We start from the raw sequence: 25,638 nt of genomic DNA on the forward strand, positions 1-25,638 counted from the left end.
TTGAAAATCAACTACCGATTGCGTAACGCGCCTTGGCTGCCACACTTTGGTCGGTAAAGTCATCTTCCAAGAATTTAAGATAGCCCACAATCCCGATCATGGCGGCATTGTCCGTACAGTAGGCAAATTTTGGGATGTAGGTTTTCCATCCCAGGGTTTCTTCAGCTTCCTTCAATCTAGTTCTAATACCAGAATTGGCCGCAACCCCACCTCCAATAGCAACCTGCTTTATCCCGGTTTGTTTTACAGCCAGTTTTAGTTTGTCCATCAATATTTCCAAGATGGTATGCTGAACGGATGCGCAAATGTCCTTTATGTTTTCCTGGACAAAGTCTGGATTTTTCTGTGTTTCCCGTTGCAAGAAGTAGAGAATACTCGTTTTTAATCCACTAAAGCTGAAATTGAGACCGTCCACCTTGGGTTTTGGGAAGGGATATGCCATAGGGTTTCCTTCCCGGGCATATTTATCCACTAATGGTCCACCGGGGTAGGGCAGTTCCATGAGCTTGGCACTTTTGTCAAAAGCCTCCCCTACGGCATCATCCAAGGTTTCGCCCAAAACTTTCATATTAAAATAATCGTTGACTTGTACAATTTGGGTATGTCCACCGCTAATGGTCATCCCCAAAAAAGGAAATTCTGGTCTCTGGGTGTCCTCATCGTCAATAAAATGGGCCAAAATATGGGCTTCCATGTGGTTGACTTCAATCAAAGGAATATCTAGTCCCAAAGCCAAGGATTTGGCAAAGGAAGTGCCCACCAGCAAGGATCCCATAAGTCCCGGTCCGCGGGTAAATGCTATGGCGGATAGTTGTTTTTTGTCGATATTTGCTTTGGCCAAGGCCTGATGGACCACGGGAACAATATTTTGCTGATGTGCCCTAGAAGCCAATTCTGGGACAACACCTCCGTATTGCCTGTGGATTTCCTGCGTTGCCACCACATTACTGAGCACTTTGGTGTTGCAGAGTACAGCGGCCGAAGTATCGTCACAAGAAGATTCAATGGCAAGGATGTAAATTTTTTCTGGAGCCATGGATTTTGGAACAAAAATTGGTCGAGCAAAGGTAAAACATAAAGCCCTATCAAAAAATTAAGGAAAATACTGTTGCGCTTGGTATTGGCAATTCTGCTGATCATGGTCTTGGGCTCCTTAATTTTGTCCATTCCCGCTGTCCAGACCCGCATGGCCAAATACGCTACAGAATCGCTCAACGCTGAGTTCGGTACCAATATCAGCATTGATAGGGTAAGCCTTTCACTTTTTAGTCTGAACACAGGTATTAAGGGAATCTATGTGGAAGATTACAAAAAGGACACTTTAGCCTATATTGAAAAGCTCACCACCTCCATTTTGAACCTGAAGAATATGGCAAATGGAAGAATGGAATTTGGTGACATAGCAATTGATGGACTGTTCTTCAATTTGAAGACTTACGAAGGAGAGCGGGATACCAATCTGGATGTTTTTGTGGCCAAATTGGATGATGGAAAACCTAGGGCACCAGGGACACCACCATTTTTCATGGCTTCGGATGAAATTGAAATTGCCGAGGGGAAATTCAGGTTGACCGATGAAAACGTGGAAAAACAGATAATCTTGGATTTTGTTGATTTAGAGGTCAAGGCCAAGGACTTTCAAATCCTAGGGCCGGATGTGACCTTGGATATTGAAGCGTTATCCTTACTTAGTAAAAGAGGGGTGCGCTTGGAAAATTTGGCAACCGAATTTACCTATACCAAGGAATATATGCGGTTTGAGTCGCTTAACATTAGTACCAAGGAGTCAGAATTGAAAGGGCAGTTGGTTTTTGAATACAACCGGGAAGATTTTAAGGAATTCTTGGACAAAGTCAACATAAAAGCTCAGTTTACAGAATCTACTGTATCGTTGAATGATGTCAATAGCTTTTACAACGAGTTTGGGAAAGATAGGTCTGTTACGTTTTCTGGCGATTTTGGCGGTGTGTTGAATGCCCTATCCGTGAGCAATCTCTTTCTGGAATCTGGTCGGACAGGAATCCGGGGTGATTTCCAATTCAACAATATGTTCAGCAAGGATGCGCCCTTTGTGATGCAGGCGGAGATGAAAAATTTGACCTCCAGTTACTATCAATTGAGGGCTATCTTACCCAATATTTTGGGAAAGACCATACCTCCACCCTTGCGAAAATTGGGTCAATTTACCATTCGGGGAGATGCTGAGGTCACCGAAACCTCCTTGGATGTTCAGGTGAATCTGAATACGGCCATAGGGAGCAGTTATGCCGACCTTCAAATGACCAACATACAGACCAATGAAAATGCATCCTATATTGGGTTTATTTCCTTGATTGATTTTGATCTGGGCAATTTTGTGGAAGAAGAGCAATTGGGCTTGACTTCCATGGACGTAAATGTGGAGGGTAAAGGCTTGATTTCCGAATACCTGAATACAGAAATTATTGGGCAGGTCTACAAGTTGGAATACAACGATTATATGTACACCAACATTAGGGTGTCCGGAATATTGAAGGAACAGCTTTTTGATGGATCACTGGTCAGCAATGACCAAAATGTAAAATTCACCTTTGAGGGATTGGCAGACTTTGCAGAAGATGAAAACCAGTTCAACTTCATAGCCTCAGTAGATCATGCAGACCTCAAGAAAATGAATTTTATTCAAGACAGCGTGTCTGTATTTAAGGGAGATCTTAACATGAACGTTGCCGGAAGTACATTGGACAATATTGTGGGGCAAGTGCGTTTCTCCAACACGGTATATCAGAATAAGAATGAAACCTACTATTTTGACGATTTTGCCGTCACCTCTTCTTTTGATGCAGATACCATACGCACGGTGGAAATTAATTCCCCAGACATCATTACAGGCTATGTGAAAGGGAAATTTAAGGTTGAGGAACTGGGTAGATTGGTGCAGAATTCCATTGGAAGCATTTATACCAACTATAAACCCTTTGAGATCTCAGAAGGACAACATCTCAGTTTTAATTTCAAGATCTATAATAAGATTGTGGATGTCTTTTTCCCTGAAGTGGCCTTTGACCCCAATACTTTTATACGTGGCAATATAGTTTCCGATGAAGGGGATTTCAAGCTCACATTTAAATCCCCCAGTATAAAAGCCTATGGTAACGAACTGGATAACATTGAACTGAAGATAGATAATAAGAACCCCTTGTTCAATACGTTTGTTTCTGTCGCTGACATGTCTACGATTTATTATGATGTCAAGGATTTTAACCTGATCAACACCACCCTGAAGGATACCTTATTCTTTAGAACCGAGTTCAAGGGGGGAAGGGGTTATGATGACAGTTACAAGCTCAACTTTTACCACACCTTTAATCAGCAGAACAAATCCGTTATCGGATTAAAGACATCGGATATCAACTTTAAGGGCAATACATGGGTGTTAAACAAGGACGGGGACAACAAGAATAAGGTCATCCTGAATAAAACCCTGGACAGTATTCGGATTGAGGATGTGGTGATGGACAATAACAACAGGGAACAGATCAGATTAAGGGGTGAGCTGGCAGATTCTACCTATAAAGACCTGGATCTTCAGTTTAAAATTGTTTCCCTGAACAAGATTACCCCGGATATTGATAGTTTAAAGTTGGATGGCTCCGTTGATGGATTCCTGAATATACTTCAGAAAGATGGGAACTATTTACCCACTTCCAGTCTTAATGTGAGAGATTTTAGCGTGAACAATATGAGGATGGGGGACTTGGAGATAGGCATTTTTGGCAATAATGACCTTACCCAGTTTGGGGTGAACTCCTGGCTGATTGATAAGGGCAAGGAAGTGATGAGCGTAAACGGTAAGGTGTTCAATCGTAACAACCAACAAGAGCTTAACTTATTTGCAAATTTCACAGGTTTTCAATTGGAACCCTTTAGTCCATTGGGAGATGGGGTTATTTCCAATATTCGGGGAAGATTGGATGGCAATACCAGAATTGTGGGTAATTTGGACAATCCATCCATTAATGGAATCCTTAGTTTGAATGATGCAGGCATGGGGATACCCTATCTGAACGTGGATTACAATTTTGCACCCTATTCACGGGTTCGCCTTTTTGACCAGACCTTTTATTTTGAACAAGTAGGGGTTTCAGACGTGGTGGAAGGCACCGAAGCTACTTTGGACGGCACTATAAACCATACTGCTTTTGGGGATTGGTCCTTGGATTTGGATGTGGATACCAACAATGATCGCTTTATGATCCTGAATACGGATTTTGATGAAGAGGCACTTTACTATGGTACCGGTTTTATAAACGGAACAGGAAGTATTTATGGTTCCACGGATGCGTTGACCATTGCGGTGGATGCTTCCACGGCAAAGGGAACTTCCCTAAAAATTCCCTTGAGTGATGTGACAACGGTAGGGGATTACTCCTTTATCAACTTTGTAGAAAAGGGTAGCGCAGAGGCTTTTAAGGAAGAAAGGATACTTGAAGACTATCAAGGCTTGGAAATGGCGTTTGACCTGGCTGTGACCCCGGATGCGGAGGTAGAGATTGTGGTGGACCAAAACACGGGTAGCTCGCTTAAAGGAACGGGGGAAGGAATTCTGTTGATTGAAATCAACACCAACGGTAAGTTCAATATGTATGGGGAATTTGTGGCGGTTACCGGAGAATACAACTTTAAGTACGGAGGGGTCATTGATAAAAAATTCCAGGTGAGACCGGGAGGAACCATTCTATGGGAGCGAGATCCCTTGGAAGCGCAACTGGATTTGGAAGCAGTTTACCGGCTCAATGCAAACCCTGCTCCCTTACTGGATGGACAGGCATACCAGTCTCGAATTCCCACTGAGGTGGTGGTACGGTTGGACGGGGAACTGGAGAGTCCGAACATCGCTTTTGACATTGATTTTCCAGGAACCAATTCTGTGGTGCAATCCGAGCTGGAATACAGACTCCAAGACCCTACGGTAAAAGAACGAAATGCATTTTTCCTTTTGGCCCAAGGAACCTTTGTTGATGAGGAAGCCGGAATCAGTCAGCAAGCGGTAACAGGAAACCTAATTCAGACGGCATCCGGATTACTCAATCAACTTCTTGGAGGGGAAAATGATAAGTTCAATTTAGGACTTTCCTATGAGCAAGGGCAGTTCAATACCGAAGCAGATATTCGGACAGAGAATAGAATTGGCGTTACCGTTTCTACCCAGATATCGGACCGAATCTTGGTCAATGGAAGGGTAGGGGTTCCTGTTGGCGGTGCTGGAGTATCGGAATCTGTTGTTGCAGGTGATGTGGAAGTACAAGTACTTTTGAATGAGGAGGGTACGCTGAGTGCCAAGATTTTCAATAGGGAAAATCAAATTAGGCAATGGGCCGAACGTCAAGGATATACACAAGGAGTGGGGCTATCTTATCAAGTGGATTTCAACAGTTTCAAAGAGCTGATGCAGCGAATTTTCAAGAAACAGGAAGAACAACCTGTCCCTACCACACAACCAGAGCAATCCACAGAAATTATGGGCAAGGATAGTTTGATTCGCTTTACCCCAAAAAACCGCGTTACCAAAAAGTCATTCAAATAGGGCTATTTTTTTTGATTATTCAATAAAATTTTCACGAAAACGTTTGAGAATTTTACTGAAATCAAATTAGTTAATATGTCATTCGTAAATTAAATAAAGTTTCCTAGTTTTGGCTTTTTAAATCATTTAATGGCTTCAGAAATTAAGAAAATAGGCGTATTCACGTCGGGAGGTGATTCTCCGGGAATGAATGCCGCCATTCGTTCCGTTGTGCGAACTTGTGCATATTTGGAAATTGAATGTGTGGCTATTTACCGAGGATATCAGGGAATGATTGAAGGTGATTTTAAAACTTTGGACGCCCGTAGTGTCAACAACATAATCAACAAAGGGGGAACCATTCTTAAATCTGCTCGTTGTGAGGAGTTCCGTACCCCAGAAGGACGTAAGAAGGCCCACGATCAATTGGTCAAGGAAGGCATTGACGCATTTGTGGTCATTGGAGGTAATGGAAGTTTTAGCGGAGCACTGATTTTCAACGAGGAGTTCAACTTTCCGGTAATGGGAATTCCAGGTACCATAGACAATGATATTTTAGGTTCTACATATACTATCGGCTTTGATACCGCTATCAATACGGTAGTGGAGGCCATAGATAAGATTCGAGATACGGCAAGTTCGCATAACCGCCTGTTTTTTGTGGAAGTAATGGGACGTGATGTGGGGCATATTGCCTTGAACGCGGGTGTTGGTGCTGGAGCCGAGGAAATTTTGATTCCGGAACAAAACTTGGGACTGGAACGCTTGGTGGAATCCCTGAAACGAAGTAAGAAATCAGGAAAATCTTCCAGTATTGTTATTGTCGCCGAAGGCGATAAAATTGGAAAGAACGTTTTCGAGCTTAAAGAATATGTGGAGGAACATCTTCCGATATACGATGTGCGGGTCTCCGTTTTGGGACATATGCAACGTGGCGGAAATCCCACTTGTTTTGATAGGGTACTGGCTAGTAGAATGGGAGTAAAGGCCGTGGAAAGCCTCTTGGAAGGTAAATCCAACTACATGGTGGGAATACGGGACAACAACCTGATTTTGACCCCGATTGCTGAAGCAATCAAAGCACATACGGACATTGATGAAGAACTCATCCGTGTCTCCGATATAATGACTACATAATTAAAACCAAATAAAGTAAAAATGTCAAATTTGAAAATAGGAATCAACGGATTCGGGAGAATTGGAAGATTGGTCTTTAGGGCTACTGTGAAAAGGGACAACGTTGATGTTGTGGCCATTAATGATTTGCTGGATGTAGAGCATCTTGCATATTTATTGGAGTACGATTCTGTACATGGTAGGTTCGATGGAACTGTGGAAGTAAAGGATGGAAACTTGGTTGTAAATGGAAAAACAATCAGGATTACTGCAGAAAGAGATCCAAAAAACTTGAAGTGGGATGAGGTTGGTGCCGACATCGTTGCTGAATGTACAGGTATCTTTACTACTTTGGAAACTGCCCAATACCATATTGATGGTGGTACCAAAAAAGTAGTTATTTCTGCTCCTTCAAAGGATGCGCCTATGTTTGTGATGGGAGTGAACCACCAAGATGTGAAGGCTTCCGACACCATTGTATCCAATGCTTCCTGTACTACCAACTGTTTGGCTCCTTTGGCCAAGGTATTGAACGACAAGTTTGGTATTGTTGAAGGTTTGATGACAACCGTTCATGCGACCACAGCTACCCAAATGACTGTTGATGGTCCTTCTAGAAAAGACTACAGAGGCGGAAGAAGTGCTTTATTGAACATTATTCCAGCATCTACAGGGGCAGCCAAAGCCGTAACCAAGGTTATTCCTGAACTTTTGGGGAAACTTACGGGAATGGCATTCCGTGTTCCCACTGCTGATGTTTCTGTAGTGGATTTGACCGTGAAGTTGGAGAAAGAGACTTCGTACGATGAGATTAAAAAGGCGTTCAAGGAAGCTTCGGAAGGCGACTTGGCCGGAATTTTAGGTTATACCGAGGAAGCTGTTGTATCCCAGGACTTTGTGGGAGATGTAAGAACAAGCATCTTTGATGCAGGTGCAGGAATTGAATTGAACTCTACCTTTTTCAAGGTAGTTTCCTGGTACGATAATGAAACTGGATATTCCAACAAATTGGTGGATTTGGCCGAGCACGTGGCAAGTCTATAATTTACTATCTTAATATAGAATTTCGGGAAGTGGTCACCTGCTTCCCGAAATCGAACTAAAAACCAACCTATGATATTGATTGTTGACAGTGGAGCGACCAAATCGGATTGGATTGCCTTGGATGAGAAAGGGGAGCAATTGTTTATGACCCAAACCTTGGGACTTAGTCCAGAGGTACTCACCCGTGAGGTAATCGAGGATCGATTGGCCAACAATTTTGAATTGTCCAAAAACAAGGATGTCGTAAGTCAGTTATACTTCTACGGTGCAGGTTGCGGAACCGATAGAATGAAGAATTTCCTCAAGGAGATCTTTAAGGATTTTTTCCCCAATGCCAAAGCAGAAGTGCGGGAAGATACCTTTGCAGCCATCTATTCCACAACCAAGATTGGGCATCAAGGAATAGTTTGTATTCTGGGCACTGGATCCAATTGTAGTTATTACGATGGTCACCAACTCTTTCAAAAAGTGACTTCCTTGGGATACATTCTTATGGATGATGGTAGCGGGAATTTTTTCGGTAGAAAGTTGCTTCGGGATTACTATTTCCATAAAATGCCGCAAGATTTGGGCATCAAGTTTAGCAAGGAATACAACTTGGAAGCCGATGCCATTAAGGAAAATCTCTATAAACAGCCCAATCCAAATACCTATTTGGCAACATTTGCCCGTTTTATCATTGAAAACAAGGAACACCCTTACTGCCGTGGTGTTATTGACAAAGGATTGCAGCAGTTTGTGAACAACTACATCATGCAGTTCGAATTGGCCACCAAGGTACCCATCAACTTTGTGGGCAGCATTGCGCATTTCCTCAAAGATGAATTGGCCACCGTATTGGAGCGCAACGATTTGATTTTAGGAGTAATTAGGCGTAGACCTATAGAAGGCCTTATGGAATTCCACAAGGAAACTATTTAACGGCAATCATAGAAATTTCCACATTCACAAACTTTGGAAGGTTGGCTACTTCTACAGTTTCTCTTGCCGGTGCGGTATCTGCATCAAAATAGGAACCATACACCTCATTGATTTGTGCAAATTGGTGCATATCCTTTATAAAGATGGAGGTTTTAATAACATGCTCAAAAGTCATTCCTGCTTCTTGTAGAATGGCCTTTAAATTCTCCATGGACTGTTTGGTCTCCTTTTGAATATCTCCTTCCACCAAATTGCCCGTTTTGGGATCAATGGGAATTTGCCCAGAAATATATAGGGTGTCTTTGATCAATACGGCCTGGTTATAGGGACCTATTGGGGCTGGGGCATGGGGAGTGTTGATTATTTTTTTCATGGGGATGTGATTTTAGTAGAGCTAATGCTAACAAGTTAGCGAATTTACCTTACGCTTCTAAAAGGTTGACTTCGGTTTTCCCATTTCAAGTCACTCAAAATATTGGCCTTTATACCAATGAAAAAGTACCAACGCTCAAAGCGCCCGAAAGGGGTCCAATCAAAGCTCAACCTAAAACTGTCCAAATCCCGTTTAAATGCAAATCGGGTATCGGCAAATCCTTTGTTCTTAATATCGTAACCAGAAGTGACACCAACCTCCCATTTTGGGGTTAGCTTCACATTTCCATTGAACATGATGGAATGGTTGGTAATTTCCTTTTGTCGGTTGCTGTTATTATAGGTAGCCACATAGGTAATCCGCATATCCCAGGGAATTTCATTGGCATACAATGGATTATTTACATCATCGTCGGTTTCCTGTTCATCCCGGTCAAACTGGAATTCCCCATCCCTGGCTCCCTTTAATTCAAATGGGTTAGCACTGTAATCAGGGTCTCTATCCTTGGAATCATCCTCACTTTTCTTTCCTCCTTTCTTGAACATTTCGCTGTCCAGCCTAAAACCGGTGTTCAATCTTGCCGAGGTTAATCTAAAGAGGCCACCCCCATTTTTAATATTAAAGGTGTTGATACGTCGCCCGTTATTATCGATTGCATAGGGATCCAAGGTAGCCGAGAAGTTGATAGGGACATTTTTGATAATTTGGGTGGCCCCACTAACGTTAACCGGACTTAACTTAAGCGAATCCGCTTCAAAATTATAATTGGTAGAGAAGCTTAGGTTGCTCAATATCTGCACCTTCCTAGGTTCCAGAACCGTGGAATCTTTATCCCGTACCTTGGCCTCCAAGGTATTCTGAATGGCAAAGCCAATGGAGTTCCCTCTACTTAGGGAAGGTCTACCATAAATACTCGTTTCAAAAGGAGTGTATTGCACTTCGTTATTATCGCCATCCGTATAAGTCTCATAGAATTTTTCAAAGGAGGGCGAGTAGTTATAGCTTATGGAAGGTCTGATGGTATGTCTTATGGCCTGGATTTTCTTGTCTTCCCCACGGTTAAAGGTTCCGTAGAGCACGGTTCCAATACTGGCCCCCATGCTATAGCGATTAAAGCGGTCAAAGCCTGCTATGGTATCGGTAACCACGGTTTGTTCTTCTGCATCAAACCTACGGTTAATGGTCTCCAATGTCCAGACATCCTCATAATTTCCATTCAAGCTAACACTAAGGTATTTGGCCACCTTAAAGTTGGTCCCGATAGGGATTCGGTGTCTGGCCCCAACACGGGCATCCTCAAACATCTTACTGGTAAAAAAGTCCTCCTCGGTAGTCGTTATGCTGTTTTGCGCATTAACGTCATACTGAAAGTTGATATTTTGAAGGATTCCTTTTTTAATTCCATCTCGTTTGGCCAAAGGAAAAATACGTTCCATACTGGCCTGAAATGTCGGTAAGGACATGCTTATGGCCTGGGTCCTGGAGTTTTGAGAGTGCGTCAAGGTCAAACTAGTGTTGACGGAAGGATAGGCCGGAAACGTCTTGGAATAACTAATGGACGATGCAAAAGTGTTGGTCTGTGTATTGGATCTATTGATCTGATTCAGCGAGTTGGTAAAGAACTGGCTACTACCCAAGTTCACCGATGCCGAGAATCGCGAGTACGGACTTGCCTTGGGATCCTGGGTATGCTGTATTCGGATGTTGTAGTTGCTGGTACGACTAAAGTCATCAAATCCTTTCTGGCTTCTGATCAGGTTTTCATAACTTATATTGATTCCCCCGTTGAACTTATACCTTTTACGATAACGGGTTGCCGAACGGAAACCGTAACTTCCGTTGGTGTAATAGTCCCCCGTAATAGCTATGTCTGCAACATCGCCAATAGGGATATAATACCCTCCGTTTTGAATAAAATATCCCCGCTGTGGGTCATTTCCAAATGTTGGAAAAATGAGCCCCCCTTCCCGTCCTTGGCTTAATGGGAAATACGCGAAGGGAAGTGCTATCGGGGTTGGGACATCAACAATATAAATATTACTGTACCCAGCTATGATCTTCTGTTTGGGAACAAACTTGGCTTTTCGAATTCTGATGTAGTAGTCAGGATCAACCGTATCCTTGGACGTTGTCAATTTTCCTTCACTTAAGAAGTAAACGGAATCGTTTTCCTTTTTGGTCACTTCCGCATAGACCTTCATGGCATCACTCCCCAGTTTTCCCAAACCAGCTTGCTGCTCCGAACGGGAATTCCAGATGAGCGCCTTTTGTGTATCAAAATTAAAGCGAATGGAATCCGGTCTTACTTCATTGGTTCCTTGTTTAAAAAAAGGCAGTTGGGAGTAGGTGCCAGTGGAGTCTTTTAAGCGTCCCGCATACACTTCGTTTTTAACGTAGTCCATTACGATGACCCCGGCCTTTAGTTCTGTGTCTTGATAATAAATTTCAGCCTCGTCGTATAAGTAAATTTTATTATCTTTCTGGCTCAACTTCACGTAGTCCTTGGCTTTATACTTGATTTTGTCCAAGAGCAAAGGTTTTTTGCCTCGAACACTATCAGTGGCCACGGAATCAACGGTAATGGAATCATTCAGTATGTTGGCGGGCATTAAAGGAGCCGTTATACTATCCTGCAATGGCTTAATGGGCAAAGGGATAATAGGATCTTCCTGAGCTCTTAGGATGAGTAAGTTACCGAGAAGAACAAATAGGAAAACTAGAAAATGTTTATTTGATTGCAACGCTATAAATCCTATTTTTGTGCTAGTTTGGCTCAGTTTTTGGGATCAAACTTACATATATTTTTTGTTCTGTTGATTGGGGATTACAATATTTTTAACCTTAGCGGAACACCTTTATTGTATAGTTCTTATGAATAATAGTTGGTTATTTTTTCTTATAGTCCTTTTAATTGTTCTCCCCCTGACTTCGTTCACCAATAATGATACCGAAGTACCTCCTAAAGATAAGTTTGTGGTTGTTTTGGATGCTGGTCACGGCGGACATGACCCTGGTAATTTGGGTAATGGGTACCTCGAAAAAAACATTGCATTGGGTATTGTGCTGAAAGCTGGAGCGGAGTTGGAAAAACACGCAGATATTAAGGTGGTGTATACCCGTAAGGATGACAGTTTCGTAGATCTTTTTGTTCGCGGGGAAGTAGCCAATCAGGCCAATGCCGATTTATTTGTGTCCGTGCATTGCGATTCCCATAATTCGGATGCTTATGGAGCAGGTACGTTCGTTCTTGGACTTCATGCCAATCGTCAAAATTTTGAAGTGGCCAAAAAGGAAAACTCCGTGATTTATTTAGAGGACAACTATGAGCAACGTTATGCCGAATATGATATCAATTCTCCGGAATCCGTGATAGGATTGACCATCATGCAGGAGGAGTTTTTGGAGCAAAGCATAATGTTGGGTAAGAAATTACAGGATAACTTCACCAAACGATTAAAGCGGAAAGATCGCAAGGTGAAGCAAGCTGGATTCATTGTATTACACCAAACCTTTATGCCCAGTGTATTGGTAGAGGCAGGATTCCTTACCAATAAGAGTGAAGGGGGGTATCTAAATTCGGCCAAAGGCCAAGCAGAAATGGGAAAGGCCATAGCTGATGCCATTTTGGGCTACAAGAACGACATATCAACCGTAACGAATACTTCTTCCGCCCCAGTGGTCATAGAAGATTCATCAGGGGCTGTGCATATGACCACACAAGACGAGGGACAGGCCAAGCAAGAGGTTGTTGGTACAAATACAAATACTTCGAAGGAAAAAGAAGCGGTCACGGTTAAAAAGGAGGAAATAAAGACAGTGCCTAAAAGTGATGTGGTTTTTAAAGTACAATTAATGGCCAGTGGTAAGAACATTCCCTTGAGAGGAGAGAACTTTAGGGGATTGGATATACTTTCCAAAGAACCTTTTAAGAACTTGTACCGATATATGTACGGGGAGGCTACAACATTTGATCAGGCCAAAAAACTCAAGTCCCAAGCGGACGCCAAAGGATATACCACATCCTACATTGTGGCCTACAAAAATGGGGTTAGGGTACCCATTAAGACAGTGTTATAAGAGGTGATTAAAACCGTGGTAGCTTTGTCAAAATTATTCCTAATTTTGTTTAGAACCGTAAACCGAACCTTGTGAAGCTATCCAGGGAAATTAAAACTGGGATTATTGTACTTACTGGAATCCTGGCATTCATTTTTGGCCTTAGTTATCTTAAATCCTCCTCCTTATTTGAAGACAGCAAAACCCTGTATGCCATCTACGACCATGTTGGAGGGTTACAGCCCGGCACCCAAGTAACCATTAATGGCTTGGCTGTAGGAAATGTGAACAGCATCAAATTCAAGGACGGATCGGGAAAATTATTGGTCACTTTTTCCATCAATAACGATTTTGAGTTTTCCAAAAACAGCAAAGCTGAGCTGTATGATACGGGAATTATTGGAGGGAAAGGCATTCAAATTAATCCAGTGTTTGATGGGGCACCCAGTGCCAAATCTGGAGATACCCTGATTACCAATACCAAACCGGGCTTGACCGAGTTGGTTCAGCAAAAATTGACCCCCTTACAAATGAAGGTCGAGGGTGCTGTGTCTCACGCGGACACCTTATTGATGAATGTAAATAAGGTGCTTGATGACCAAACCCGAATGGAATTAAGACAGAGCATTGCAGGCCTCAATGAGCTTATAGGCTCTTTTAAAGTAAGCGCAGACAAGTTTAGTGCTTTGCTGGAGAACAACAAGGAGCAACTGGACAATTCCTTGAAGAATGTGGATAAAATAACTACCAACTTCTCTAAACTATCAGATTCCTTGGCCAACGCAGGATTGGCAGGAACGGTATCGAATTTTAAGACCACTGTTGAAAAATTGAACGCCGTTCTGGAAAAGATAGAAAAAGGGGAGGGGTCATTGGGTAAATTGGCCCAAGACGACAAATTATATGACAACTTAGCGGCCGCTTCCAGGGAACTCGATTTATTGCTGCAGGATTTCCGATTGAATCCAAAGCGTTATGTCAATGTTTCCGTATTTGGTAAAAAACAGAAGGACTACGAACTTCCGGAAAACGATCCCGCAGCTCAAAAACAGGAATAATAGATGGAATACATACCCAATATTTTATTCACCTTAGCCCTGGTTTTTGGAATCGGATTTTTTATCAAAAATGTAAAAAAGCTTACCAGGAACATCAACTTGGGAAAGGATGTGGACGTAAGCGACCACAAGCCCCAACGTTGGAAAAACATGCTTCGTATTGCCTTGGGTCAAACCAAAATGGTGGTTAGGCCTATAGCTGGACTCTTACATATTATTGTGTATGCAGGTTTCTTGATCATCAATATTGAGGTGCTGGAAATTATCTTGGATGGCATCTTGGGAACCCATCGCATATTAGCGCCAATGGGAGCTGTTTATGACTTCCTGATTGGTTCTTTTGAGATTTTGGCCGTATTGGTCATTGTTTCGGTTGTAATTTTTTGGATCCGAAGAAACACCATTAAATTACAGCGCTTTATCAAGCCGGAAATGGAAGGTTGGCCCAAAAAGGATGGTAATATGATCCTTTATATAGAAATGGTACTCATGTGCCTGTTTCTTACCATGAATGCAGCTGATTTTCAATTACAGCAGCTGGATGCTCCACATTATGTTAAAGCTGGAGCTTTTCCGGTTAGCCAATACATAGCGGGCCTGTTCCAGGATGTTTCCATTTCCAATTTGATTTTGATTGAACGTAGTGCCTGGTGGATTCATATTTTGGGAATCCTTGCTTTTTTAAATTATCTCTATTACTCCAAGCATCTCCATATTATTTTGGCCTTTCCCAATACGTTCTATGGAAAGTTGAAGCCCCAAGGGCAATTCAATAATTTGGAAGCGGTGACCAATGAAGTTAAGTTGATGATGGATCCGTCAGCGGATCCGTATGCCGCTCCTGCGGATGATGCCCCCGAACCCGAGAAATTTGGAGCTTCGGATGTTATGGATTTGAGCTGGGTACAGTTGATGAATGCATACACCTGTACGGAATGTGGTAGATGTACTTCGGAATGTCCGGCCAACCAAACCGGAAAAAAGCTTTCACCCAGAAAGATTATGATGGATACCCGTGACCGATTGGAGGAAGTGGGCAAGATTATGGATGCCAATAAAGGGGAGTTTGTATCGGATGGAAAGCAACTGTTGGATGATTACATCAGTCGGGAGGAACTTTGGGCCTGTACCACATGCAATGCCTGTGTGGAGGCCTGTCCCGTTAGCATAGATCCACTTTCGATAATTGTAGAGATGAGAAGGTATTTGGTCATGGAGCAATCCGCCGCGCCAACCGAATTGAACAATATGATGTCCAACATTGAGAATAATGGGGCGCCTTGGCCTTACAATCAAATGGATCGTTTGAACTGGGTTAACGAATAAATGTAGTCCTATGAGTGAAGCACTTACGGTGAAGACCATGGAAGAGTTTATGACTGAGGGCAAACAGCCCGAAATATTGTTTTGGGTGGGTTCTGCCGGCAGTTATGATGATAGGGCCAAAAAGATTTCTAAGGCTTTTGTGAAAATATTGAACAAAGCCAATGTGGACTTTGCGGTTTTAGGGCCCGAGGAAAGTTGTACTGGAGATGTCGCCAAGCGTGCCGGTAACGAATTTCTGTTCCAAATGCAGGCCATGATGAACATTGAAATTTTAAATGGCTACGAAATAAAGCGAATTGTAACCTGTGACCCCCATTCCTTCAATACCCTTAAAAACGAATACCCTGGTCTGGGAGGGAACTACGAAGTAGTCCATCATACACAGTATATCAAGGAATTATTGGATGATGGACGCCTGTCTTTGGAAGGTCAAGTCTACAACGAAAAACGCATCACCTTTCACGACCCTTGCTATTTGGGAAGGGCCAACTCGGTCTATGAGGCGCCAAGGGAGGTACTCAAGAAAACCAATGCGGATATAGTGGAAATGAAGCGCCATAAGAAAACCGCACTGTGCTGCGGTGCAGGTGGGGCACAGATGTTCAAGGAGCCGGAAAAAGGAGATATGGATATTAATGTAATGCGAACCAAGGACGCCTTGGATACCAAGCCCCATATCATTGCCACAGGCTGCCCGTATTGCAATACCATGATGACTGACGGAATTAAGGCCCATGAAAAAGAAGACAGCGTTACTGTTTTGGATGTGGCCGAACTTATTGCAAATTCTATTTAACATGCTAATTGATTTTGAGTCCCTTGCGGATAATTCAAGAATATGGATTTATCAGTCCAACCGAAGCTTTACAGAGGAGGAACTAAAGGAAATTGAAGCTGGACTATCCAGTTTCTTACAGGAATGGACTGCTCATGGAAGCGATTTACAAGCGGGTTTTGAGATACGATATAAACGTTTTATCATTATTGGTTTGGATCAGTCCCAATCAAGTGCTTCAGGTTGTTCCATTGATGCCTCCGTCCATTTTATACAAAGTTTGGAGCAAAAATATGGTGTGGAACTTATGGACCGAATGAATGTCTCTTTCAAGCAAGGGGAGTTCATTGCATATAAGTCTCTGAAGGATTTCAAAAAAATGGCAAAAGCCAAGTCCATTTCCAAAAACACTACGGTTTTTAATAACCTTGTGGCCAATAAATTGGAGTATCTGGAACATTGGGAAGTTCCTGCCGGAGAAAGCTGGCATTCCCGTTTTTTATAGATGATATCTGTAAATTATCCCAATTTCAGTGCATTGTTCGATGAAATGCAATATTTTTATCAGCAATAAGTATATGCCCTAGAATGTTACTTATGCGGATAAATTTTTACTTTCCCCTCTTTTTATTTGTTCTAATTAGTATGCAGGCCCAACAAAATCCGTTGGTGGCCAACGATACTTTGGCGCAACAGAACTGGGTAGATGCCCATTACAATGCCATGACGTTGGAAGAGCGGATTGGGCAGTTGTTTATGGTCATGGCCACATCCAACCAGAATAGGGAAGCCAGCGACAAAATCAAGCAACTGATTACGGAACATCATATTGGCGGGGTGGTCTTTTCAAGGGGAGGTCCTGTTCGTCAGGCTAAACTAACCAATGAATTTCAGGAAGTTTCCAAAACACCTTTGTTGGTAGGCCTGGATGCCGAATGGGGACTTGCCATGCGTTTGGACTCCACCCATGCATTTCCTTGGAACATGACTCTGGGGGCCATCAAGGACAGCTGTATTATTGAAAAAATAGGGTTTCAAATTGGGAAACACGCCAAAAGACTAGGAGTTCACATCAATTTTGCGCCGGATATTGACGTAAACAACAACCCGCAGAATCCAATCATAGGGAATCGTTCCTTTGGGGAAGATCCCAAAAGTGTTGCCCAGAAAGGTATTGCCTTTATGGACGGTATGGAAAGAGCAGGGGTTTTATCCTGTGGGAAACACTTTCCCGGTCATGGCGATACGGCAACGGACTCCCACAAATCCCTTCCTATAATCGAGTCGACCAAGCAGCGGTTGGATACCGTGGAACTGCTCCCATTCAAATCATTGATCGATAATGGGCTTAGTTCTGTTATGGTGGCGCATTTGGAGGTGCCACAAGTGGAATTTTTGAGGGCTGGGCTACCTTCTTCACTTTCCGATCAGGTTATTACGGAGCTTTTACAAAATGAATTGGGATTTAAAGGTTTGATAATTACCGACGCCCTCAATATGAACGCAGTTTCTGAATTTGCGCCAGAGGGGGAAGTGGAACTCAATGCCTTTCTTGCTGGGAATGATATGCTCTTGATGCCCAAAGATGTGCTTCAGGCCAAGGATAAACTTGTGGAAGCCTACAATAAGGGGATTGTTACTGAATTGAGATTATCAACGTCCGTCAAAAAGATTTTGATGGCCAAGTACAAGGTCGGTCTTCATGCATACAGATCCATTAAACTGGATGGGCTTTACGAAGATTTAAATACTGTGGACAATGATGCCCTTCACGAAGAGGCCATGGAAAATGCGATAACGGTAGCTAAAAACAATTTTTCCTTGCTACCTATCAAAAAATTGGAGAACAAAAAAATCGCCTATGTCCATTTTGGTGATGATTCAGGTGAGACCTTTCTCCAAACCTTGAATCAATATGCAGAGGTAACAGAGATAAAGGCCAAGGATGCAGCGGGCTATCGAAATCAGTTGACCCCATTTAATTTGGTGATCATAGGTTTTCATAAAAACAATTCGAGCCCATGGAAATCCTATAAATTCACCAAAAACGAATTGTTCTGGCTTCAGGAAATTTCAAGATTGCGAACCAGCAATACCATTTTGGCACTTTTTGCAAAGCCGTACGCACTATTGGACGTAGCCAAATTTGATACCATCGATGCCTTGGTGGTAGGGTATCAAAATAGCAAGATTGCCCAGGAAAGTGTCGCGGAGGTCATCTTTGGGGCTATCGGAGCCAATGGAAGGCTACCGGTATCGGCACATCCAGATTTTCCGGTAAATACAGGGATTCAACTCAAACCGCTGCAACGATTGGGATACACCATCCCGGAAAGGGTAGGAATGAGTTCTGGAAAATTAGCCGCTGTGGACAGTTTGGTAAGGCAAGGACTGGATTCTTTGATGTACCCCGGCGCCCAGGTGTTGATCGCAAAAAAAGGAAAGGTAGTTTATCATAAGAACTTCGGAAAACCTACCTACAACTCGGAAGAGATTATCGAAGAATCCCATATCTATGATTTAGCTTCCTTAACAAAAATCCTATCCACTTTGCCCATGATCATGAAGATGGAGGAGGAAGGAAAAATAGCATTGAACAATACCTTTAAGGAATTGGTGCCAGAGTATGGGGAAACCGAATTAAAGGATGTAACCGTTCTAAAAGCCTTGTCGCATTACGGTCGACTACCGGCTTGGATTGCTTTTTATATCCAGACTTTGACCAAAAACAGGAGACCTTCCCCTGATTTTTACAGAAACACGCCTACGGAAGGATTTTCGTATAAAGTGGCTGACAACCTCTATTTAACCGATGCCTACAAGGATTCCATATATAACCGGATTGGGAGACAAGAACTAAAATCCAACAGATACCGCTACAGCGATGTTGCTTACTATGTGTTTAAAAAATACATCGAAGAAACCTATGGGGAATCCATAGATAAGTTGGTCAATGACTTTTTGTATGTTCCCATGGGATTGCAAAGAACTACGTTTAATCCTCTGGATAGGTTTTCCAAAGAGGAAATAGTTCCCTCAGAAGAGGACAACTACTACCGTCACCAGACCATTCAAGGTTATGTACATGATATGGGAGCGGCCATGCAAGGGGGTGTTGGGGGCCATGCAGGTTTGTTCAGCAATGCCAATGATGTGGCCAAGATCATGCAAATGTACCTTCAGGGCGGGGTCTATGGTGGGGTTCGTTTCTTGAATGAGCGTACCATTAAAAAATTCAACACCTGCTACTTCTGTCATAAGGATGTTAGAAGGGGGGTAGGTTTTGATAAACCCCAACTGAAAGAAAAAGGACCAACCTGTGGTTGTGTGTCCAGAAAAAGCTTCGGACATAGTGGATTCACGGGGACCTATACCTGGGCAGACCCGGATGAGGAGCTGGTTTATGTGTTTTTATCCAATAGAACATACCCTTCGGCATCCAACACCTTGTTGGTAAAATCTGGATTACGCACCCGAATTCAGCAAGCTATTTATGATTCCATTATACATTAGAATGTAAATATTGCTTTAGATTTGTTCCTATGAAAATTGCAATAGTTTGTTATCCCACTTTTGGAGGTAGTGGTGTTGTAGCTACCGAATTGGGAATTGCCCTGGCCGAACGCGGACACGAGATACATTTTATAACCTATAAACAGCCGGTTCGTCTGGAGTTGTTGGGTAACAACATCCATTTTCATGAAGTGCATGTGCCGGAATATCCCTTATTTCATTATCAACCCTATGAATTGGCTTTGTCCAGCAAGTTGGTGGATACAGTTAAATTCTACGGCATAGAACTTTTGCATGTGCATTACGCCATTCCGCATGCCTACGCTGGTTTTATGGCTAAAAAGATGCTGCAAGAGGAAGGGATTTTTATCCCTATGATCACTACTCTGCACGGTACAGATATTACCCTGGTGGGGAAACATCCTTTTTACAAACCGGCGGTTACCTTTAGCATTAACAAATCTGATGTTGTCACTTCCGTTTCCGAAGCATTGAAGCAGAATACTTTGGACACCTTTGCCATTGAAAAGGAAATAGAGGTCATCCCTAACTTTATAGACAGCTCCAAATACAGTCAGGATTACACAGATTGCCAACGGTCGCTAATGGCTAATGATGATGAGCGGATCATCACACACATCAGTAATTTTAGAAAGGTAAAACGCATCCCGGATGTCATCAACATCTTTTATAAGGTGCAAAAGGAAATTCCGGCCAAACTGATTATGGTTGGCGAAGGACCGGAAAAGGAATACGCTGAACAACAGTGCGACGATTTGGGAATCAAGGAAAAAGTGGTTTTCCTGGGGAATAGCACAGAAATTGATAGGATTCTCTGTTTTAGTGATTTGTTTTTATTGCCTTCGGAATCAGAAAGCTTTGGTTTGGCAGCCTTGGAAGCCATGATCAATAGGGTAGCGGTCGTATCCAGTAACACTGGAGGTATTCCAGAGGTGAACAAAGAAGGAATATCAGGTTATTTGGCAGATATTGGGGATGTGGACACCATGGCAGCAAAAGCATTGGAAATCCTTCGTGATGATGAAGTTTTGGACAAGTTCAAGGAAAATGCCTTCAAGGTGGCCTCCAAGTTCGATATTTTGAATATTTTGCCCTTGTATGAAGAGGTTTACGAAAAAGCCTATAAGTACAGATTCAAGAACACCTATTGATGTATGAAGTACGCGCTGTTGATCATACTGGTTTGCATGGCTTCCTGTAAGGCACAGAAAGAGGGTCGGTCCCAAGGCGACCCAGACATTGTACTGATAGCCCAGGATGGTTTTAGCGGCATACAGGAATATGAAGCAGATGCCATAAAGGATGCCAAGTCCCTTAACAAGTTCTACTCCCGAATCAACAGAACGAGAAAACCTGGTCTTCCCGTACCTGAGGTGGATTTTTCCCGGGAAATGGTTATTGTGGTTTGTTTGGGCGATTATCAAGGTCAACCAAAACCAGCAATTTCACGGGTTGCCGAAACGGATACGGACATGTCTTTGGCACTGAAATTGGGCAGTGCTTCCAAAGAAGAAATTCAAACCACCGTAATTTCAAATCCCTTCTACGTATTTAAGATGCCTCTGACTACCAAAAAGGTAGATATTCAGAAAGTTGCGAGGTAGCTTATCGATACTTTTTGCCTTTCATCTTATTATCGAAAAATTGAGGTACTTGAAAGTACAAAACTGGTAAATTGCCCCCTTTAATTTAGTTTTGTCATAGATAACCTCAAATCACAGCTATGAAAACTTTGACAACGCCGCTCGTTTTAGCTATGTGCTTGATTTCTCTTCATTTGAATGCACAGGAACGGCCAGAATTGACTGCAAAGGACAGTATCGTAAAAAGTTCTTGGATTTTTACCGTGGGAACCAATTTCGTTGACGATTCCGGTGACGAATTTGGAAGCCTGTTTGATATTGAGGACAGCTGGAATGCTGTTCCTTACCCATCTCGGATCAGCATAGGGAGGTATCTTAAAAACGGAATTGGTTTGGAAGCAATTGCCACTTATAACAAGTACAAAGAGGGCAAGGTGGTGGACAATCAAATCAACACAGAGGACATAGACTATCTTGGGCTGGATTTTAGAATCAGCTATGATTTAAATATGATCTTGGGGGAAACTGGTTTCTTTGACCCGTATGTGGGCGTTGGAGCGGGTTATACGGACGCCAATAATCAAGGCAGGGGAACATATAATGCCATTTTGGGCTTTAGAACCTGGTTTTCGGAGCATTGGGGACTGGATTTTAGCTCCACAGGTAAATGGACCATGAATACCGAAAACTCCTCCAATCACATTCAGCATGCTGTTGGGTTGGCTTATCGTTTTGTAACCGAAAAAGGACTTTCCAGAAAAGGTGAAGAAAAGAAGGCATTGTTGGACGAAATAGAAAAAGAGCAACAGCGCATCCAAGATTCCATAGCGGAACAGCAAAGAACAGAGGAAGAAGCGCGCCTGCTGGCAGAACGTTTGAAAAGAGAACAAGAGGCAGCTGACTTGGCAGCCGCTGAGAAAGCCAAAAAAGAAGCCCAAGAAGCCCGTCGAGCCAAGATAAGAAGTGATATTGAGAGCCTTGGTAATGTATTCTTTAGTTTGAACTCTTCCTATCTGACCCGAAAGGATAAGCAAGTACTGGACCAGCTTGCCCAGATTTTAACAGAAAATCCATCTTTGATAATTAAAATTGAAGGACATACGGATTCTAGGGGAAGCGACCAGTACAACCAATGGTTATCGGAACGAAGGGCCAAACGTACATGGGAGTATATAGTGAGCAAGGGAGTATCTGAAGACAAGGTACTGAATGAAGGGTTTGGAGAAAGCAAATTGATAAATGAATGTGATGACAATACACCTTGTTCAGAGGAAAAGCATTCTAAAAATAGAAGGTCAGAGTTTGTTATCCAAGCATTGGATTAATGGGAATCCTGATCGTGGTTTGAAGCAAAGGGATTTTGTTCAGACCTCCAAGATAAAAGCTAAAAGTTAAAGAAGATTGCAACTTAAAATATGTGAAGAATCTTTAAAAAAAAGAAGCTAAATTAGAAGGTTGCCGATGGAATGATTGCAATGGGTATTTTCACCCCATTTGGTTGGCCTACAAGAACACTAATTAAGACATGAAAAAGAAAGTATTTGGTAAATTTTTACTGCTACTTACCTTTATTATCTCATCATCGGTCTTTGGCCAATATGACAAGGTTGTTATCATTGGTGCCTCTATTGTTGAACAGACTTTTGGACGGGACCTAAACAATCCCAATGCTACCAGAACATCAGAATGGCAGGCCAATGGAGTGAATGTCGATGTATATGGCTACGGTTTTAGTGGTTATGAAATCAATGATATAATTACTGAGGTGCAAACGGCCATGAGCACGTACACGACCAATACCTTGTTCATGATTCATATTGGGGGCAACAATGTAAGTACTACAAGACCTTACAGTACGGCCACCCCTGCAGAGCTTCAAAGTATTAGCGATGATTACGATGCGCTGATTACCGCAATAGGGCAAACACGAAAAGAGGATGTAATCCTTATGCCCATTACTTTTAGGACTTATGATATTGAAGATGATATCCATACCAACGAGGAATTGGGAAGTTTACCTTACAACCAGGAAATTTTGATTCCAAAAATACTGGCCAATACCCCTTCACAGATTAATATTGATGGCAATCCCATTGTCGACCTATACAATTTCACCCATCAAAATTATACCACCTATTTTGATATAGGAGGACCTGGTTTTGATGGTATTCATCCTTCTGTGCCCGGACGCACACTTCTATCTGATTTTATGAGTGGAAGGGCATCATATTGGGTCAATGGTGGAGCAGTGCCAGACCCCTTAACTTCAAATATTGCGGTAACAGGGGTAAGTCTTTCTTCAAACGCAGAAAGCCTGACCACTGGAGAATCCGTAACCTTGGTTGCGACCGTAATTCCAAATAACGCTACCACTCAAACGGTAACATGGAGCAGTGATAATTTAGCCGTTGCAACGGTAACCAATGGGGAGGTAAACACCCAGTCGTCAGGTACAGCAACAATTACCGTAACTACGGATGATGGAGGCTACACCGATACTGCAATTATTACGGTGAACGATGATACAGACGGTGATGGCATAACGGACAATCTTGAGGCTAGTCCGGCAGAGGCGCTTGATCCTTGCCTCCCAGTTCAGGCAGCTGGATACACGGGATATAATGCATCCAATGGCACCTGGAGCGCAGCAGATTGCGATGGCGATGGGGTGAGCAATGGGAACGAGGATTCCAACGGTACCGACCCCTATCAGGTTTCGGGTGATACCGATGGCGACGGTGTTGATAATGATAACGAGACCAATGATGGAACGGATTTGAACAATCCCTGTGATCCCGTGCAGAGTGCCGGATACACAGGTTACAATGCTTCCAATGGTATTTGGAGTGCTGCGGACTGTGACGGTGATGGGGTGAGCAATGGGGACGAGGATTCCAACGGGACCGACCCCTATCAGGTTTCGGGTGATACCGATGGCGACGGTGTTGATGATGATAACGAGACCAATGATGGAACAGATTTGAACAATCCCTGTGATCCCGTGCAGAGTGCGGGATACACAGGTTACAATACTTCCAATGGTATCTGGAGTGCTGCGGACTGTGACGGTGATGGGGTGAGCAATGGGGACGAGGATTCCAACGGGACCGACCCCTATCAGATTTCGGGTGATACCGATGGCGATGGCATTGATGATGATAACGAGACCAACGATGGAACGGATTTGAACAATCCCTGTGATCCCGTGCAAAGTGCCGGATACATGGGTTACAATGCTTCAAACGGTATATGGAGTGCCGCGGACTGTGACGGAGACGGATCGAGCAACGGAGATGAAGTCACTAACGGAACTGATCCCTATGATTTTTCTTCGAATAATGATATGGACAATGATGGAATTGCCAATGAAGATGATAATTGCCCCGAAACTCCCAATCCAGGGCAAGAAGATTTTGATCAGGATGGAATAGGGGATAGTTGTGATGATGATATGGACAACGATGGGATACCAAATTTGGAAGATGACTGTGATGACACCGCCCCTGGTGCTGTAGTAGATGAAGATGGATGTACCATTCCCTTGGATGCCGATAATTTCGAGGTCATGGTAACTGGTGAGTCCTGTATAGGAAGCGGAAATGGGAGTATTTCGGTAAGTGCCAAAGCCATTTTAAATTATACTGCGGTACTAACAAATGATGCGGGAACGGAGCTTGAAAGCGAGCAGTTCACACAAAATTTGGAGTTTGGGAACCTCCCCTCGGGAACTTATGGATTGTGTATTACCATAGCAGGTGCTTTCAATTTTGAACAGTGTTATACCCTTCAAGTGCAAGGCATTGAACCATTAAGTGTGGATCTCAGTGCAGTCACGGCAGAGAATCAGGTGGAATTGAAACTTTCCGGATCGAACTTGTATACGGTGGAACTCAATGGTGAAATCTTTAAAACGTCCGAGAGTGATATCACATTGAACCTGAACAAGAATGAGAACGAAGTAAGAATAAGTACCGAGGAAGAGTGCCAAGGTACTTATGAAAAGTTGATCATTCTTGGATTAAAAGGTTATGTATATCCCAATCCCATAGATGAATCTGATTTGAATGTGTATGTGGGGATTGAAGGTTTTGAAAAAGTGCAATTAAGCATTTTTGACACCAACGGGGCTTTGGTTGCCGTTGACACACAGGAAACAGATGTAAACGGATTTGTTAAAACGAATATCTCGTCACTGTCCCAAGGAGTTTACTTTTTGACAGTGACCACCATAAATTCACTGACCCATTATAAGGTCATTAAAAAGTGAAAAGGACACACAATAAGAACTAACGAAAAAATGATAAATA

The 25,638-nt window shown here is 42.8% G+C and carries 17 protein-coding genes; 14 read left to right on the forward strand and 3 right to left on the reverse strand.

Going from position 1 to position 25,638, the window contains the following annotated elements:
• Positions 1–7: 7 nt before the first annotated feature.
• Positions 8–1,036, reverse strand: coding sequence for a tRNA (adenosine(37)-N6)-threonylcarbamoyltransferase complex transferase subunit TsaD (gene tsaD, locus ACO6S0_RS06625; RefSeq protein WP_422351213.1), 1,029 nt, complete (start codon positions 1,034–1,036; stop codon positions 8–10).
• 102 nt (positions 1,037–1,138) lie between these two features.
• On the opposite strand from tsaD, the gene ACO6S0_RS06630 reads away from it, so the two are divergent.
• The 4 genes from ACO6S0_RS06630 (at position 1,139) to ACO6S0_RS06645 (ending at position 8,626) form a co-directional block, all read left to right on the forward strand.
• Positions 1,139–5,566 carry a translocation/assembly module TamB domain-containing protein gene (locus tag ACO6S0_RS06630; RefSeq protein ID WP_422351807.1) on the forward strand — a complete coding sequence of 1,476 codons (4,428 nt, stop codon included), beginning with the start codon at positions 1,139–1,141 and terminating at the stop codon, positions 5,564–5,566.
• A 129-nt stretch (positions 5,567–5,695) separates the two neighbouring features.
• Positions 5,696–6,682, forward strand: coding sequence for a 6-phosphofructokinase (pfkA, locus tag ACO6S0_RS06635; protein WP_422351214.1), 987 nt, complete (start codon positions 5,696–5,698; stop codon positions 6,680–6,682).
• A 21-nt stretch (positions 6,683–6,703) separates the two neighbouring features.
• Complete coding sequence (gap, locus tag ACO6S0_RS06640) at positions 6,704–7,705, forward strand: type I glyceraldehyde-3-phosphate dehydrogenase (protein ID WP_422351215.1); 1,002 nt, start codon at positions 6,704–6,706, stop codon at positions 7,703–7,705.
• Between the two features lie 69 nt (positions 7,706–7,774).
• Positions 7,775–8,626 carry an N-acetylglucosamine kinase gene (locus ACO6S0_RS06645; RefSeq protein ID WP_420399309.1) on the forward strand — a complete coding sequence of 284 codons (852 nt, stop codon included), beginning with the start codon at positions 7,775–7,777 and terminating at the stop codon, positions 8,624–8,626.
• Here the strand turns inward: ACO6S0_RS06645 and ACO6S0_RS06650 are convergent.
• Positions 8,619–8,999: a RidA family protein gene (locus tag ACO6S0_RS06650; RefSeq protein WP_422351216.1), complete on the reverse strand. Its 381-nt coding sequence runs from the start codon at positions 8,997–8,999 to the stop codon at positions 8,619–8,621. The two genes, ACO6S0_RS06645 and ACO6S0_RS06650, sit on opposite strands and share 8 nt — an antisense overlap.
• A 44-nt stretch (positions 9,000–9,043) precedes the next feature.
• Positions 9,044–11,608, reverse strand: a complete 2,565-nt coding sequence (locus ACO6S0_RS06655) for a putative LPS assembly protein LptD (protein WP_422351217.1) — start codon at positions 11,606–11,608, stop codon at positions 9,044–9,046.
• Between the two features lie 262 nt (positions 11,609–11,870).
• Between ACO6S0_RS06655 and ACO6S0_RS06660 the strand changes: the two genes are divergently transcribed.
• The 10 genes from ACO6S0_RS06660 to ACO6S0_RS06705 all read left to right on the forward strand — a co-directional run bounded on the left by ACO6S0_RS06660 (position 11,871) and on the right by ACO6S0_RS06705 (position 25,598).
• On the forward strand, positions 11,871–13,076 hold the full coding sequence (locus ACO6S0_RS06660) for an N-acetylmuramoyl-L-alanine amidase family protein (RefSeq protein ID WP_422351218.1): 1,206 nt from the start codon (positions 11,871–11,873) through the stop codon (positions 13,074–13,076).
• Between the two features lie 71 nt (positions 13,077–13,147).
• Positions 13,148–14,113, forward strand: coding sequence for an MlaD family protein (locus ACO6S0_RS06665; RefSeq protein WP_422351219.1), 966 nt, complete (start codon positions 13,148–13,150; stop codon positions 14,111–14,113).
• Between the two features lie 3 nt (positions 14,114–14,116).
• Positions 14,117–15,439 (forward strand): 4Fe-4S dicluster domain-containing protein, encoded by a 1,323-nt coding sequence (locus ACO6S0_RS06670; protein WP_422351220.1) that lies wholly within the window; start codon positions 14,117–14,119, stop codon positions 15,437–15,439.
• A gap of 10 nt (positions 15,440–15,449) precedes the next feature.
• The gene (locus ACO6S0_RS06675; protein ID WP_422351221.1) at positions 15,450–16,235 is read left to right on the forward strand and encodes a (Fe-S)-binding protein; all 786 of its coding nucleotides are present in this window, start codon (positions 15,450–15,452) and stop codon (positions 16,233–16,235) included.
• Between the two features lies 1 nt (position 16,236).
• Positions 16,237–16,719, forward strand: coding sequence for an ABC transporter ATPase (locus ACO6S0_RS06680; RefSeq protein ID WP_422351222.1), 483 nt, complete (start codon positions 16,237–16,239; stop codon positions 16,717–16,719).
• Positions 16,720–16,811: 92 nt separating this feature from the next.
• A complete protein-coding gene (locus ACO6S0_RS06685) occupies positions 16,812–19,727 on the forward strand; it encodes a glycoside hydrolase family 3 N-terminal domain-containing protein (RefSeq protein WP_422351223.1) in 2,916 nt (971 codons plus the stop codon).
• A gap of 29 nt (positions 19,728–19,756) precedes the next feature.
• A complete protein-coding gene (gene bshA / locus ACO6S0_RS06690; protein WP_422351224.1) occupies positions 19,757–20,899 on the forward strand; it encodes an N-acetyl-alpha-D-glucosaminyl L-malate synthase BshA in 1,143 nt (380 codons plus the stop codon).
• A gap of 3 nt (positions 20,900–20,902) precedes the next feature.
• On the forward strand, positions 20,903–21,352 hold the full coding sequence (locus ACO6S0_RS06695) for a hypothetical protein (RefSeq protein WP_422351225.1): 450 nt from the start codon (positions 20,903–20,905) through the stop codon (positions 21,350–21,352).
• A gap of 119 nt (positions 21,353–21,471) precedes the next feature.
• Positions 21,472–22,656, forward strand: coding sequence for an OmpA family protein (locus ACO6S0_RS06700; RefSeq protein WP_422351226.1), 1,185 nt, complete (start codon positions 21,472–21,474; stop codon positions 22,654–22,656).
• Positions 22,657–22,856: 200 nt separating this feature from the next.
• Positions 22,857–25,598, forward strand: a complete 2,742-nt coding sequence (locus ACO6S0_RS06705) for an Ig-like domain-containing protein (protein ID WP_422351227.1) — start codon at positions 22,857–22,859, stop codon at positions 25,596–25,598.
• Positions 25,599–25,638: the final 40 nt, after the last annotated feature.

Source organism: Flagellimonas sp. (genome assembly GCF_965233845.1).
Taxonomy (GTDB): domain Bacteria; phylum Bacteroidota; class Bacteroidia; order Flavobacteriales; family Flavobacteriaceae; genus Flagellimonas.

What these genes read in the sequence shown, in the direction of transcription:
- gap (WP_422351215.1), top strand. Translation starts at nt 6,704, where the DNA reads ATGTCAAATTTGAAAATAGGAATCAACGGATTCGGGAGAATTGGAAGA.
- ACO6S0_RS06670 (WP_422351220.1), top strand. Translation starts at nt 14,117, where the DNA reads ATGGAATACATACCCAATATTTTATTCACCTTAGCCCTGGTTTTTGGA.
- ACO6S0_RS06645 (WP_420399309.1), top strand. Translation starts at nt 7,775, where the DNA reads ATGATATTGATTGTTGACAGTGGAGCGACCAAATCGGATTGGATTGCC.
- ACO6S0_RS06695 (WP_422351225.1), top strand. Translation starts at nt 20,903, where the DNA reads ATGAAGTACGCGCTGTTGATCATACTGGTTTGCATGGCTTCCTGTAAG.
- ACO6S0_RS06650 (WP_422351216.1), bottom strand. Translation starts at nt 8,999, where the DNA reads ATGAAAAAAATAATCAACACTCCCCATGCCCCAGCCCCAATAGGTCCC.
- ACO6S0_RS06660 (WP_422351218.1), top strand. Translation starts at nt 11,871, where the DNA reads ATGAATAATAGTTGGTTATTTTTTCTTATAGTCCTTTTAATTGTTCTC.
- ACO6S0_RS06680 (WP_422351222.1), top strand. Translation starts at nt 16,237, where the DNA reads ATGCTAATTGATTTTGAGTCCCTTGCGGATAATTCAAGAATATGGATT.
- ACO6S0_RS06705 (WP_422351227.1), top strand. Translation starts at nt 22,857, where the DNA reads ATGAAAAAGAAAGTATTTGGTAAATTTTTACTGCTACTTACCTTTATT.
- tsaD (WP_422351213.1), bottom strand. Translation starts at nt 1,036, where the DNA reads ATGGCTCCAGAAAAAATTTACATCCTTGCCATTGAATCTTCTTGTGAC.
- ACO6S0_RS06700 (WP_422351226.1), top strand. Translation starts at nt 21,472, where the DNA reads ATGAAAACTTTGACAACGCCGCTCGTTTTAGCTATGTGCTTGATTTCT.
- ACO6S0_RS06655 (WP_422351217.1), bottom strand. Translation starts at nt 11,608, where the DNA reads ATGCCCGCCAACATACTGAATGATTCCATTACCGTTGATTCCGTGGCC.
- pfkA (WP_422351214.1), top strand. Translation starts at nt 5,696, where the DNA reads ATGGCTTCAGAAATTAAGAAAATAGGCGTATTCACGTCGGGAGGTGAT.
- ACO6S0_RS06675 (WP_422351221.1), top strand. Translation starts at nt 15,450, where the DNA reads ATGAGTGAAGCACTTACGGTGAAGACCATGGAAGAGTTTATGACTGAG.
- bshA (WP_422351224.1), top strand. Translation starts at nt 19,757, where the DNA reads ATGAAAATTGCAATAGTTTGTTATCCCACTTTTGGAGGTAGTGGTGTT.
- ACO6S0_RS06685 (WP_422351223.1), top strand. Translation starts at nt 16,812, where the DNA reads ATGCGGATAAATTTTTACTTTCCCCTCTTTTTATTTGTTCTAATTAGT.
- ACO6S0_RS06630 (WP_422351807.1), top strand. Translation starts at nt 1,139, where the DNA reads ATGGTCTTGGGCTCCTTAATTTTGTCCATTCCCGCTGTCCAGACCCGC.